9 protein-coding genes are annotated in these 12,775 nt (G+C 32.0%); 3 read left to right on the forward strand and 6 right to left on the reverse strand.

The genetic code is table 11. The annotated features are described in order from the left end of the window. Positions 1-111: 111 nt before the first annotated feature. The 3 genes from DM444_RS15575 to DM444_RS15585 form a co-directional block, all read right to left on the reverse strand. On the reverse strand, positions 112-1,200 hold the full coding sequence (locus tag DM444_RS15575) for a homoserine dehydrogenase family protein (protein ID WP_111288534.1): 1,089 nt from the start codon (positions 1,198-1,200) through the stop codon (positions 112-114). 145 nt (positions 1,201-1,345) lie between these two features. After that, positions 1,346-2,650 carry an O-acetylhomoserine aminocarboxypropyltransferase/cysteine synthase family protein gene (locus DM444_RS15580; protein WP_111288262.1) on the reverse strand — a complete coding sequence of 435 codons (1,305 nt, stop codon included), beginning with the start codon at positions 2,648-2,650 and terminating at the stop codon, positions 1,346-1,348. A 76-nt stretch (positions 2,651-2,726) separates the two neighbouring features. Further along, the gene (locus DM444_RS15585; protein ID WP_111288264.1) at positions 2,727-2,912 is read right to left on the reverse strand and encodes a hypothetical protein; all 186 of its coding nucleotides are present in this window, start codon (positions 2,910-2,912) and stop codon (positions 2,727-2,729) included. Between the two features lie 780 nt (positions 2,913-3,692). Between DM444_RS15585 and metK the strand changes: the two genes are divergently transcribed. After that, the gene (gene metK / locus DM444_RS15590) at positions 3,693-4,943 is read left to right on the forward strand and encodes a methionine adenosyltransferase (RefSeq protein WP_111288266.1); all 1,251 of its coding nucleotides are present in this window, start codon (positions 3,693-3,695) and stop codon (positions 4,941-4,943) included. 121 nt (positions 4,944-5,064) lie between these two features. On the opposite strand, the gene DM444_RS15595 is transcribed toward metK, so the two are convergent. The 3 genes from DM444_RS15595 to DM444_RS15605 form a co-directional block, all read right to left on the reverse strand. Further along, on the reverse strand, positions 5,065-7,317 hold the full coding sequence (locus DM444_RS15595; RefSeq protein WP_111288268.1) for a hypothetical protein: 2,253 nt from the start codon (positions 7,315-7,317) through the stop codon (positions 5,065-5,067). A gap of 92 nt (positions 7,318-7,409) precedes the next feature. Continuing rightward, positions 7,410-10,097 (reverse strand): carboxypeptidase-like regulatory domain-containing protein, encoded by a 2,688-nt coding sequence (locus DM444_RS15600; protein WP_111288270.1) that lies wholly within the window; start codon positions 10,095-10,097, stop codon positions 7,410-7,412. Positions 10,098-10,133: 36 nt separating this feature from the next. Continuing rightward, on the reverse strand, positions 10,134-11,039 hold the full coding sequence (locus tag DM444_RS15605; RefSeq protein ID WP_111288536.1) for a GLPGLI family protein: 906 nt from the start codon (positions 11,037-11,039) through the stop codon (positions 10,134-10,136). A gap of 213 nt (positions 11,040-11,252) precedes the next feature. On the opposite strand from DM444_RS15605, the gene DM444_RS15610 reads away from it, so the two are divergent. Together DM444_RS15610 and DM444_RS15615 are read left to right on the forward strand one after the other, a co-directional pair. Continuing rightward, entirely contained in the window at positions 11,253-12,068 is an 816-nt protein-coding gene (locus DM444_RS15610; protein WP_111288272.1) for a hypothetical protein, read from the forward strand. After that, positions 12,068-12,682, forward strand: coding sequence for a deoxynucleoside kinase (locus DM444_RS15615; protein WP_109191639.1), 615 nt, complete (start codon positions 12,068-12,070; stop codon positions 12,680-12,682). Before DM444_RS15610 ends, DM444_RS15615 begins: the two co-directional genes overlap by 1 nt. Positions 12,683-12,775 lie beyond the last annotated feature (93 nt).

Below are 12,775 nucleotides of genomic sequence, written 5' to 3' on the forward strand. Positions count from 1 at the left end.
ATAAATAAGAACAAAAAATGTAGAATTAAGCATTTTTCGCTTCTAAAACTTCCTATAACAAATCAGTTTATCAAAGAACATTGGTTATATTTTTCTATTTTTTGAGAAAATTTAAGACCAAATAGCCTCTTTATTTCTAATTCTTTCTGCAATTTTTAGAATATCGGTTATAATTCCTCTCGAAATTGCTTGTTTACATGCTGGTGCACTCTGAATTACAATAGGAACATTCGCGTAAGATTTCGTGAAAATTTCAAAAATGGTATCCGAGCCTTTCAATTGACCGATTGGAGAATCTGTTGGTTCAGAAATTAATTTGACTTCGAGAGTTCCTTTTTCAACATCAAATTCGCCAACAAATCTCAAAACATGATTTTCGGCTTGTGTGATTTTAGCAATTTTAAAAGACTTATCGACTTCCTCTTTATTCAAGATGCCATTTTTCTCCAAATGCTGTTCAGTAATAAAGGGTTTGACTTTAATGTCTGAAAGCTCAAAATCTTTTCCTATTTCTCTTGCTAATATCAGAAGCTTTCTTGCGGTATCATTTCCAGATAAATCTTCTTTAAATGTCGATTTCATCAAACCTAAAAGACTTGCATCTTTTAAAACAGATGAAAACGAAACATCTTCAGATGAAAATCGGTTAAAGACATAACTTAAATTATCTGAAAAAACACCTCGGATTTTAGTGATTTTTTCTCCCGAATAATATAAATCTCTTAAAGTCTGTAAAACCGGAATTCCAGTGTCGACCGAAGTTTCGTAAAGAAATTCCTTGTCGTACTTTTTAAGATTTGCACGCAATTCTTTATACAAATCAATCGGAAGCGTGTTGGCTTTCTTATTTACCGCTACAATATTAAATCCATTTTGAATTAATGTATTGTAGTGTTTTACGAGTTCGTCGCTAGCTGTTGCATCAACCGCAATCAGATTTTCGAATTCATTTTCTTGTGCAAACTCGACAATATCTTCTACTTTAAAAGGAACCGCCAATTGTCTGAAATTGGTTTCCCAAGAATACCCAACACCTTCTTTCTCAAAAAAAGCAACTGTCGAATTGGTTATAATTGGAAAATGAAAATCAACATTTTTGCTTTCAAGAAAAAATTCCTGACTTTCAATAATCTGATTAATCAAAGTGCTTCCGATATTTCCAATTCCGAAAAGGATAATGTTTATTTTAAGCTTTGACATAATTTCTAACATTTTAGTTTTTAACCACAATTAAGACGCACTGCAGTGCGCCTCTACATGGTTTAATTTATAAAGATGTTTTTCACAAAAAATTACCTTTAGCACAATGGCTAAAGGCAATCTTTCAAACAAAAAACAAAAAAACCTAATTTTTATTGATGCTGTATTGAGAAAGTTTAACGCTCTCAAAAACAGCTTCCAGATCAGCAATTAAATCCTCAATATCTTCAATTCCCACAGACAGACGAACCAAATCTTTAGAAACTCCTGTTTCTATTTGCTCTTCATCTGTCAATTGCTGATGCGTTGTACTTGCTGGATGAATAATTAATGATTTTGTATCACCAATATTTGCCAGTAGAGAGAATAATTTAGTTTCATCTACTACTTTTTTAGCAGCATCAAAACCTCCTTTTAATCCAAAAGTGATAATTCCGCTTTGGCCTTGCGGTAAATATTCTTTAGCCAAATCGTAATATTTGCTTGATTTTAAACCTGGGTAATTTACCCAAACTACCTCATCTTGTTTTTCTAACCATTCAGCTAGAGCCAAAGCATTTTCGCTATGTTTCTTGATTCGGATTGGCAGCGTTTCTAATCCTTGAATAATCTGGAAAGCATTAAATGGGCTCAAAGCAGCACCAAAATCACGTAAACCTTCAATTCGAGCTTTTGCAATAAAAGCCGCATTTCCTAAAGCTTCGTGATATACTAATCCATGGTATCCTGCAGACGGTTCAGTAAATTCAGGGAATTTTCCGTTAGACCAGTCAAAGTTTCCAGCATCAATGATAACGCCTCCTAATGAAGTTCCGTTTCCAGCAATATATTTAGTTAAGGAGTGAATTACAATATCGGCACCATATTTAATTGGGTTTAATAAATAAGGTGTCGCAACTGTATTGTCTACTATAAATGGCACTTTGAATGCTTTGGCTTCCGCCGAAATTCCTTTTAAATCCAATATATCTAATTTTGGATTTCCAAGAGATTCAACAAAAAATGCTCTTGTATTTTCTTTTGCTGCTTTGGTAAAGTTTTCAGGTTTTGAAGGATCAACAAATGTTGTTGTAATTCCTAATCTTGGTAAAGTAACTTTTAAAAGATTATAAGTTCCTCCATATAAACTGTTTGATGCAACAATATGATCTCCCGCTTTAAGCAAAGTCAATAAAGTTGTCGAAATTGCCGATGCTCCAGAAGCCGTAACTACAGCCCCGATTCCGCCTTCGAGCGCAGCTAAACGCTGTTCCAAAACATCGTTTGTTGGGTTATTTAATCTTGTGTAAATAAATCCAGCTTCTGCAAGACCAAATAAATTGGCAGCGTGATCTGCGTTATTAAATACGTATGATGATGTCTGATAAATAGGCACGGCTCTTGTTCCTGCATTTTTAGTAACATCGTGTCCTGCATGTAGAGCGTTTGTTGCAAATTTTTGTGTACTCATGATTTCTTAGTTTTTTTAATATTGTTAATACTATTATATATTGTAATTGATTTTTGAAATTTTATAATTTGAAGTTTTAAGCCAAGAATTCTTCCGCTTCTTCTTCAAGCTCATACAACTGGAACAGCAACGATTTTTGCTTTACATTCTGTTCTTTTTCTATTCTTGTTGTTTCTCTTGTTACTTCTTCTGATGTATGATTGTTTTGTTGAGAATCGTTTCTCAATAAATATTCTAATGCAATTGAATTTAATGTTCTCATGATTTTAATTTTAAATGTGTTGAAATAAAAAAGCCCTTCCGGATGGCGACCAAAAGGGCTTATAGCTTAACTATAACAAAGATTCTACTCTTTCACTTTTGGCAACAGCAATGAGGGATGCACATTTGCATCATTTTACAACACATCATATTTCTTTTTGCTATTGTTTTCATTTTTTAAAATTATCTTGTTTTTAAACTCGACTATTTCTATAGAGTAAAAGTAGTAATATTTATTTAACCACCAAATTAAAATTGAAATTTTCTTATATTTTTTTCTAAACCTTTTATTTAGGCCATAAAAAAACCTCTGCTATTCGGCAGAGGTTCTATTTATATAGTATTTGAAAAATAACTACAATAGTGTCTCTGCGGATAATTCCGGCATCTTACAAGACATCATATTGCAAACTGTAAATTTCATTTCTTTCTTTTCTTTTAACGTGGCAAAGTTGCGAACTATTTTTTAATCAGCCAAGCAAAAACTTAAATAATTTCTATTACCCTATCAATTTAGTATGTTTGTGTTAAATTTATACGTTTAAAAATAAAAAAAGTTGAACTTTAATTTGCAAATCAAAATGGTTTCATACCTTTGCACCCGAAACAGAGGAAAAATTTGAACTGATTGCAACCTCTTCATAATGAAATGATTTCGTTATGAATACTGAAAAATTCATTTCAGTAGTAAAAAATGCTAAAGCAGAAACTCTCCTTTAGCCCTTTTAGCAATTACTTTTTCCCGCATAATTTTAATTAAAACAATTATTTTTACATTATTATGGCTTATTTATTTACGTCAGAATCTGTTAGTGAAGGGCATCCAGACAAAGTTGCAGATCAAATTTCGGATGCATTAATTGACAACTTTTTGGCATTTGATGCTGATTCTAAAGTAGCTTGCGAAACACTAGTTACAACTGGTCAAGTTATTTTAGCAGGTGAAGTAAAATCGAATACTTATCTTGATGTTCAGCAAATTGCAAGAGAAGTAATCCGTAAAATCGGATATACTAAAAGTGAGTATATGTTTGAAGCGAATTCATGTGGAATTCTTTCAGCTATTCACGAGCAATCTGCAGATATTAACCAAGGTGTTGACAGAGCTAAGCCAGAAGAGCAAGGTGCAGGTGACCAAGGAATGATGTTTGGTTATGCTACAAACGAAACTGAAAACTACATGCCTTTGGCATTAGATTTATCTCATAAATTATTACAAGAGTTAGCAATTTTAAGACGTGAAAACAAAGAAATCACGTATTTACGTCCAGATGCTAAATCTCAAGTTACATTAGAATATAGCGACGATAACAAACCTACTCGTATTGATGCAATTGTTATCTCTACTCAACACGATGATTTTGATGAAGAAGCTACAATGTTGGCTAAAATCAAAAAAGATATTGTTGAAATCTTGATTCCAAGAATTATCGCTAAAAACCCAGAGCACGCTCATTTATTTAACGATAAAATCAACTACCACATTAACCCAACAGGAAAATTCGTTATTGGAGGACCTCACGGAGATACTGGTTTAACAGGAAGAAAAATTATCGTTGATACTTACGGTGGAAAAGGTGCTCACGGTGGTGGTGCATTCTCTGGAAAAGATCCAAGTAAAGTAGATAGAAGTGCTGCTTATGCTACACGTCATATCGCTAAAAACTTAGTTGCAGCAGGTGTTGCTGACGAAATCTTAGTTCAGGTTTCTTACGCAATTGGAGTTGCTGAGCCAATGGGAATTTTCATTGAAACTTACGGAACTTCTAAAGTAAACTTAACTAACGGTGAAATCGCTAAAAAAGTAGAAGCTATCTTCGATATGCGTCCTTACTTTATTGAGCAACGTTTAAAATTAAGAAATCCAATTTACAGCGAAACTGCTGCTTACGGACACATGGGGCGTAAACCAGAAACTGTAACTAAAACTTTCTCTGCTCCTGGCGGAAACCAAAAAACAGTTACTGTTGAATTGTTTACATGGGAAAAACTTGATTTTGTTGACCAAGTAAAAGCTGCATTTGGATTGTAATTCAATCTGAATCTTAAATATTAAAAAGGCTGTCTAAAATTTTAGACAGCCTTTTTTGTTTTTGGCTAATTTATAAATTAAACCCGACAGGTTTTAAAAACTTGTCGGGTTTCGTAATTGTTTAATATGTCCCGTTTTGCATTTTAGTCAAAACTTCTTTCATTTGGTTTGCCGTTTCTCCTTCAACATAATCATTCAAATATTTTACTGCCAAAGTTTGCGTTTCAATCGCTTTTTGCTTTTGTCCGTCTTTGTAATACAACTGAGCCAAAGTATCTAAATAATAAGGATTGTTTTTGGTTACAACCAAACTATATTCGGACCATTTAATAGCATCTTTAGTAAAGTTTGAATTCTGAGAATTCTCTACCACTGTCCAAGCTGCATTATTGCAAAGGTTTGAATGATAATCTTTAAACGAATTCCATCCATCATAAGAATAACTTGAACTTGAATCTAATCCTGAAAAGATTGCATCTAATTTTTCAATTGGACTTGCTCCTGCCAAAGTCGAATCAAAATAAGAATTAAACTCTTTTAAGAAAGTTGCATTAGAACCGTCATTCTCTTGAAGTTGTGCCAAATAATAAAAATAGTTTCTATATACATCAAAATTTCCTTTTCCAGAAGCGATAATTCTTTTGTAAAGCGAATTCACTTTATCTCTATTTATTTCGCCAGAAGCTCCATCTTGAGAAAGATAAAGGTTTTGCTGTAAGGCATCTGAAACTTCAGAAATTGGATTTCCAATAGTATGAGTCTCTCCTATTTTAGTATTAAAACCAGAACGAATATTTTCAATTTCATCTGAATGTTTTAATACATAATCGATTGCTAAGAAATCTGTATCATTCAAAATTCTGTCTGCACTAAAAAGCTGTTTTGTAAATCCTTGATTCTTGATTTCTTTCAAAATCGTTTCAACCAAATACATATCTACATTTTTATCTTTCTGATGCGCCTCAATTAATTTTTTCCATGATTGAGCGACTTCTTTCTGATTTAAAGATGTTTTAGTAACTACAAACTCAGCCGAATTTGGATCGCTTACAGCAGATTCTCCTTCATAATCATAAGAAGATTCTAGTAAAGCGGCTTTATTAAAAGCAGCAATCAAATCGGTATCAGATGCTTTTTTATTCTTTAAAACATTATTTATTGAAAGGAAGGCGTTTGCCCTCTGAAGTCTTCTATAAAAATCTCCATAATAGCTAAATTGATATTGTTGCGCTGCCAAATCTGATTTTGCAATAGCAAGTTGATTGCCTTCTCCGTTTAAAATAATTATACTTGGATCGCTGGTAATTTTATTGTTTTTAAGCCATTTTTTATCATCGGCTCCAGCCAAATAATAATTATAGATATCATAAAGAGCATTATAAGAATCGTACATATTATATCCCGTTTGGGTTTCTTGCTCTTTTACAAAAGCATCAAAACCTTCTTTGGCTGTTTTATTCTTGCTGTCTACAACAACAACCAAAAACTTATTGCTAGCTGTTTTTGTAGATTCTATTGCCTTTTTTAGATTGTCTTCGACCTTTAATTTAAAATCATATTTGTTGTATGTCGATGAAGCATTTGTGGCGTCTATAGCAGCAGCCTCTACAACTGCAGCGGCGCTGTCAACTATTACTCCATAATCTTCTGTAGAAACGTCTTTTCCTGGATAAGTCCAATTGGTAATAGTTTGACTTTCAAGAGGAAGAACTTTCGGCGTTTTCTTAACTGGCTGCGGATCTTTTTCATTGACAAATACTAGTGGATTTAATCCTGATTTCTCTGATATTCTCAGCTCATTTGTATGTTTATCATAAAATCCTGCAATCTGTAAATCGCCTAAAACTGCCAATTCATAATTGATCGTTATTTCTGAAACGTCTTTTGGTAAAGCGTATTTATTTACATTGCTTTTTCCGCCATATTCTTCATATACTAAATATAAAAAGTCTGCTTTCTCAATTTCAAAATCCAAATCGACTTTACTCCATTCTGGATCAATTTTACTTTTAATGTCTGAAACTCTTTGATATTTAACTTCTTCTTTTCCTTTTTGAGTTCCAATAAAGAAAGAATAATAAGCTGGATCTTTGAATATTACTTTTATATTTTTAGCTTTTTTGTCGACTTTGAAAGAAAGGTCAAAACTGGTTTCTGCCGTTGCATTTTTAGCAAACAGCAAAGAATCTCCTTTTACCTCATAACCGCCTGAATAAAAAACCAATTCGTATTTATTATCATCTAACAAATTCAACTTGATTTTTTGACCTTTATTAGTCGATAAATAGGTTCCTTTTTCAATGTTTTTTGTTTGAGAAAAAGAAATAAAGATTCCAGAAAACAACAGTAATAAACTCCAAATAAAATTGCGCATAATTAAAATTTTGGTTGTTAATAGTAGAAGCGCAAAGATATTTGATTCTTTTGGAATAAAACATCAAAAACTTAAATCTTGTAATTAAATTACTATAAATTATATTTCATAGAAAATATGATATAACGCGGTTGAACGGTGTATTGAGAAACTCGCGTTGAGAATTGAGAAAAACTATCATCGTTTAGATAAGTCGTGTTCAATAAATTGGTTGCCGAAACTTTATATTCCCACTTGCTGTTTTTCTTTTGATAAACCAAACTCGCACTTAAGAAATCATATTCGTTGTCAACCGTTTTGTCTCCATTATAATAATGATAGAATTCGTATTCTGAAACAAAAGAGAAACTATCTAAGAAATAATAATCTAATCTTGCAAATGGCTTATCTGTATAAAAAGTTGAACCGCTGTATTTGTTAACCAAAAGATTATAACCAAATTCTATATTTGGAAGATTCTTATAATTTGTTGACGCTTTCACAGTGTAGCTTTGGCTGAAACTTTCTGTAGTAGATAATTGATTGTTTTGAATATTGTTGAATTTCGACCAATTAAAACTAACATTTGCAGAAGCTTTATAATTCTTTAAAAACGAGCGTCCGTAATTTCCCATTCCGGTAAAAGTTTCATCGGCTAGATTAGAATTATAAGGAACTGAAGATTGATTAATTCCGTCAAAATTAGCTTTTGTTTTAATCGCATCTACTTTTTTTGTATAAGTGGCATTGGCAAAAATGTTCTCAAAATTGAACATATTATATTTAAAATAACGAAGCGAATGCACTTGAGAAGTTGCATTTTCTAAGAAACGATTTCCGCGAAACAAACTGCTATAATCAGACAAAACATAACCTGCAGCCAATTGATTAATATCAGTAAAATCATTCGTTAGAGAGAAATTATACGTCAAAGTTTCCGATTTTTTGATTTGGTATAAAGCAAAGAAATCTGGCAATACTTTGGTGAAATTTTGAGAATAGTCGGATCCCAATTGTCCATTTGCCATTTGATAGGTATGCAAACTAACACCTGGCGTAAATGTAAATTTCCCCGTTAGAATTTTATAATGAAAACCTAGAAAAGCATCATTAAAACGATAATCGACATCGTTATTATTTTCAGGATCATTTAAGTCGTTTTTATCTCCATTATCTAACATTTGGAAAATGTGAGAATTGAAGTTTTGATACGAATAGGTATTTCCTAACGTAACATTAAAATTGCTTTTTGGCGTTACCATATAATAGTAATCCAATTTAGTATCCAATTTATTGGTTTTTACAAAACGATCCTGATTCAAATCGTTGCGATTTTGTTCCGTAATATATCCTGATAAATCAAAAGGTTGCGATCTTAAATTGGCATTATAAAAAGGATTTTCGTCTTGATACAAATGCTGCATTTCAAAAGCAAAAATATTTTTATCGCTTTGCGTATAATACAAACTCAAATTCTGATTGATAGAAGTTGGATCTTGTTTCTTTTCAGTTAAAATGGTTTCAACCGCCGAAACATTATCTACAACCGATTCGCGAAGTAAATCTGTATCTTCATTCTGTTTTGACAATTTAGTCAAGATATCATAATCAAACTGAAATTTATCATTTGGCTTATAAGTTGAACTCAATTTAAAAAGTCCCAAATTATTCTTTTGATGTGTCATTTCATCACGTTTCTGCTGATCTCCAGAATCTAAAATCGTGGTTTGAGATTTCGTTTCTAAATCTGTTTTCGAAGTCGAAAGAATTCCGAAACCACTAATATTCCAAGCTTTATTAATAGAATAAGCAAAGTTTGTTGCGCCAAATTTAGTTTCAATTTCTTTCGCACGATTATTTCGCAATAATGAAATCCCTAAATCATTTGAAGAAACATTAAAACTGCTTCCTCCCTTTTTCATCATATTTTTGAATCCGCCTGTGAACTTAAAGTAATCTTGAGCCGTAAGAGGCAATTCGCCAATATTATTAAAATTGGTAATTAAATTAATACTGTACTTTGGACTGTAATAGAATAATTTTGGGTTAATGATATAACGGCTGTCCAATTCTGCAACGCCAATTCCTGCGGTAACATCTCCAAACCAAAAGTTCTTTTTTCCTTCTTTTAATTTGATATTCATCGCCACATTATCCTGATCGTTTTCAAGACCTTTAAGCGCGCTTACTTCATTGTAATTTCGTAAAACCTGAACTTTATCAATTGCATCTGCTGGAATATTTTTAACGCCTAATTTGGTATCTCCGTCAAAAAAGTCTTTTCCTTCAACCATCAATTTACTGACTTTTTTTCCTTCAACTTCGATTTCACCATCGGCATTTACCTCAACCCCTGGTAATTTCTTCAGAACATCTTCAAGCTTTTTTTCTGTTCCCGATTTAAAAGAATCTGCATTGTAAACAATTGTGTCACCTTTTATAGAAACAGGCATTTCTCGAACAATTTCTACACCTTCCAATTCAATTCCAGAACCATCCAAAACAATATTGTGAGTCAAATTTTCAGACTTTGTCGATACTGCAATTTCTTTAGATTTCATTCCCAAATAACTTACTTTAATGGTATAAGCCGTATTTGGTTTTAAAGTCAGTTGAAACTTTCCTTTGTCGTTGGTAATTCCGTATGAATCCATTGCTTTTGTGCCATTATTAATAGCCATAATATTGGCCATTTCCAATGGATTTTTCTGTTCATCTTGAATGAAACCATCAAAACGAACGCTTTGCGCAAAAGAAAAAGAAGTGATCAAAAAGGCGATGAAAAAATATAATTTGTTCATTAAAAAAATGCTTAGAATAAATAATTAAGTTTAGGATTATCTTCCTGGAGGAGGTGGAGGTCCGCCCGCACGACCACGGTTCATCTCTCTAAATTCTTCCATTTTTTTAATTACTGTTTCGTCGTATTCTTTCTGAGAAATTACTTTTCCTTTTTTAGACGGTTTTATTTCCACTTTATCTTTCGCATTCAAAACAATTTTTGAACATAAGATTGTCGTCGTTCCGTCATTGATTTCTAAAATTAAACCTGGAAGTCCCCAGTAGTTCTCTGGCCCTTGATTTATAGGAATTTCAGGCGTATACCAAGCTGTTACTACAATTTCTTTTGGAATTTCGAAGTTATCAGCAAAATTCGTTTTGGTATCTCCCGAAGTCTTTTTAGTTTCATCTTTTTTAGCTTCATCCTTCTTATCATCATTATTTTTAGGTCTGAAGTTTCTAAAATCAGTTTTGCTGGCTTCTTTGACAGCTGTTGCTTTATAACAGTTGTAGCCTCCAATTTGTTTGGTTTCTTGTTCTAATTTCCAATTTAATTTTGGCAGAGAATCCACAACAAGGAATTCTTTTCCCATGAATTCTTTATCAACGGTATATGTTTTTGTTTTTACATCTTTATAAAAAGTACCTCCGCCTCCAGTAAGCGAACCAAACATCATACGAAAACCGCCTTGCTGCTGACCTGGCGCTTCTAGTTTTTCTTCTTCTTTATAAATAGATGCCGATTTATCGAAGTTTAGAATGAATGTTTTTTCGAGCATTTTTTTCATACGCTCTTCCATATTTTTCTGCATTTCTGGCGTAATATCTCTGTTTCCGCGCATTCCTTCAAACTTTGGCGCTTGAGTTTTTGACTCGTAAACAGCCATTCCTTGAAAATCTTTTTGAGCTTGAATTTGTGTTGCAACAAGCATCAAAGTCATATATAAAAATATTTTTTTCATTTTATTTTCTTTAAAGTGAGTAAATCCGATAAAACTTACATTCAAATGTATTATTTATTTTAAAATCCAAAAAACTAAATATATTAACGGTATCAAGGAATAGATAGAACCGCTTATTTTTTAGACTATTAGAATTTAAAAAGGTTTAAGAGCCTATTTTGAAATTCTAACAAGAGTTTTTTGTAATTTGGTAATCTTATAAATCAATTTCTAATGTATAAAACGGTGCAAAAAACTTTATTCTGCTTATTTCTTTTCTGCACTTTTCAGGCGCTTTCAGCTCAGGATTTGAGCATAAATCCAACTTTAATTTCGCAGTATAAAAATACTTCAGATGAGTTTTTAGGATATGATACTTTTGGATATTCCTACCAAATCACAAACAACGTTTTTAGTAAAATTAAAGGGAAAGAAATCTTCGAATATAAGAATGTCTCTTTGGGAAAAATTACAAAAGTTGATCTTCAGAATCCGTTAAAAATTGTACTATTTTATGAGGATTTCAATAGTGTTGTTTTATTGGATAACCAATTAAATAAAATGACCGAAATTAACTTTTCGCAGAATGCAACTCCAATTGTGGTAAGTGCAATCGGAATGTCGACGCAAAATCAATTATGGATTTACAATACTTTAAATCAGCAAATTAGTCTTTTTGATTATTTAAAAAATGAATACAAAACGGTTTCAATTCCGCTGACAGAAGCCATTCAATATTATCAAACTGATTTTAATACTTTTTATTGGATTGATAAGAAAAACAACTGGTACTCTTGCGATATTTTCGGAAAGATTACATCTCTGGGGAAAGTCACAGATTTTGACAAAATTGAAATAACAAATTCTAATCAATATCTTTTCAGTAAAGATAATTTGTTGTATTTTAAAGGTTTTAATAAATCAAATCCAGAAGTAATTTCTGAGATTAAAATTTCAGAAAAAACCTTTGACAATTTTTATTACAAAGACCAAATTTTATCTATTTTTACAGCTACAGATATATCAAATTATAAAATCGTAACACCGTAATGCACATAGCAATAGCAGGAAACATAGGCGCAGGAAAAACCACTCTGACCAAATTATTAGCGAAACATTTCAAATGGGAACCTCATTATGAAGATGTAGTTGATAATCCGTATTTGGATGATTTTTACCATCAGATGGAACGCTGGTCATTTAATCTTCAGATTTATTTCTTAAATAGCCGTTTTCGCCAAGTGCAGCAAATTCGCGAAAGCGGAAAAAAAATTATTCAGGACAGAACGATTTATGAAGATGCGCATATTTTCGCACCCAATTTATATGCAATGGGTTTGATGACAAGCCGTGATTTTGAAAATTACACGTCTTTGTTTGAATTAATGGAATCTTTGGTAAAAGCTCCAGATTTATTGATTTATTTAAGAAGTTCTATTCCTAATTTAGTTGGACAAATCCACAAGCGCGGACGTGAATATGAAAACTCTATTTCTATCGATTATTTAAGCCGTTTGAACGAAAGATACGAAGCTTGGATTCAGACTTACAGTAAAGGAAAACTCTTGATTATTGATGTTGATAATATTAATTTTGTTGACAATCCTGAAGATTTAGGTGATATCATTAATAGAATTGACGCTGAATTGAACGGTTTGTTTTAAACACGAATTACACAGATTTGCACGAAATAAAAAAATGCCTCTAATTTTTTAGAGGCATTTTCTTTTTTTGATTATCCTAACAGGTTTCCAAAA

Origin of the sequence: Flavobacterium ginsenosidimutans, from assembly GCF_003254625.1 — a bacterium.
Classification (GTDB): domain Bacteria; phylum Bacteroidota; class Bacteroidia; order Flavobacteriales; family Flavobacteriaceae; genus Flavobacterium; species Flavobacterium ginsenosidimutans.

Bases quoted from the DNA above. Each gene is read 5' to 3' on its own strand.
- DM444_RS15575 (WP_111288534.1), bottom strand. From the start codon at position 1,200: ATGTCAAAGCTTAAAATAAACATTATCCTTTTCGGAATTGGAAATATC.
- DM444_RS15580 (WP_111288262.1), bottom strand. From the start codon at position 2,650: ATGAGTACACAAAAATTTGCAACAAACGCTCTACATGCAGGACACGAT.
- DM444_RS15585 (WP_111288264.1), bottom strand. From the start codon at position 2,912: ATGAGAACATTAAATTCAATTGCATTAGAATATTTATTGAGAAACGAT.
- metK (WP_111288266.1), top strand. From the start codon at position 3,693: ATGGCTTATTTATTTACGTCAGAATCTGTTAGTGAAGGGCATCCAGAC.
- DM444_RS15595 (WP_111288268.1), bottom strand. From the start codon at position 7,317: ATGCGCAATTTTATTTGGAGTTTATTACTGTTGTTTTCTGGAATCTTT.
- DM444_RS15600 (WP_111288270.1), bottom strand. From the start codon at position 10,097: ATGAACAAATTATATTTTTTCATCGCCTTTTTGATCACTTCTTTTTCT.
- DM444_RS15605 (WP_111288536.1), bottom strand. From the start codon at position 11,039: ATGAAAAAAATATTTTTATATATGACTTTGATGCTTGTTGCAACACAA.
- DM444_RS15610 (WP_111288272.1), top strand. From the start codon at position 11,253: ATGTATAAAACGGTGCAAAAAACTTTATTCTGCTTATTTCTTTTCTGC.
- DM444_RS15615 (WP_109191639.1), top strand. From the start codon at position 12,068: ATGCACATAGCAATAGCAGGAAACATAGGCGCAGGAAAAACCACTCTG.